Below are 1,131 nucleotides of genomic sequence, written 5' to 3' on the forward strand. Positions count from 1 at the left end.
CCTGCTTCGTTTAATTGAATCGCTTTCAAAAGTTGATTAATATAAAAACTATCCACGATGTCTTTATGTGTCGCATTGAGCTGCGAAGAAAAAGCAATCTCTTGTAAAAGCTTCTCGAAGTCTTCCTCAGGATGCTCCTCATCCTCGATCATTTCTTTAATCTTTGTTTTAACATTTTCCGTTTTACCTTGATATTGTGGCATCTGCTCCACTACTTCTGAAAATGCTTCAAAGTCCTCTTCGTATTGATCATAGCTTCGGAGCGCTTTATAACTCTTTTCTAGCTTTTGATAAGCACTCACTTGCGCAATCATCGTTTTAAGATCATTGGGTTTATCCGATAGGTCGGCTTCGCTTTGTTTATAAAGTGTTGAACATTCGATAAATTCTTTTTTGACTTCTTCATATTCTCTTGGAATCAGTTGATCAAAGTTTTGATTTTCATTTGAGAATAGACGAAACGTGTTTTGCACATTTTCTTTCATGGTGAAGGGCTTTCTAAAAGAGACAATCAACCCAGAATCTTTTCCTGTATAAATACGATTCGTTCTTGAGAACGCTTGAAGGAGCTTTTGATAGTTCATTTCTCGATCAATATATAAGGTTTGAATCGTTGGAGAATCAAAGCCTGTCAATAAACGATCGACAACAATGACAAAATCTAGCCACTGACCATCCGATTGATATTGCTTTTCCTTACGGGCCAACCGTTTATTAATATTTTGATTGTAGAGTTTCTCATCTTGATAAGGAGAAGCATCAAACTGTTTCGCATACTCTTTCATGATCTCTACTAATTCATCGTCTTGTTCATTTTTTTCTAATTGATCCGGATTGGTTGAGAAGGTAATAGCTACTCTTGGGAAATCTTTATCAATCAGTTGATGACGTTCATCAAATTGTCGCCCATTCAAGAGTGTCCCATTATCTTTCATTTCCTTTAAAATCCGGTAAATATGTTTGGCTTGGGCAATCGAGTGAGTGGTAAGAATGGCTGACATCGTAGGAAAACCATTCTGTACCTTGAACTTTTTGACCACACTTCTCCGATTAAAGATTTTTTGTAACATGGTACGAATATGTTCATCTGTTTCATAAAGTTCCGTAGGCAACAATTTTTCTTGTTGTAAG

General features: G+C 36.3%; 1 protein-coding gene. It reads right to left on the reverse strand.

What is annotated here, in order from left to right:
• Positions 1–1,131, reverse strand: a 1,131-nt coding sequence (locus ABZT12_RS39335; RefSeq protein ID WP_356394686.1) for a hypothetical protein, incomplete at both ends; no start/stop codon positions are given.

Source organism: Streptomyces sp. NPDC005423 (genome assembly GCF_040606415.1).
In the GTDB taxonomy this organism is placed as follows: domain Bacteria; phylum Actinomycetota; class Actinomycetes; order Streptomycetales; family Streptomycetaceae; genus Streptomyces.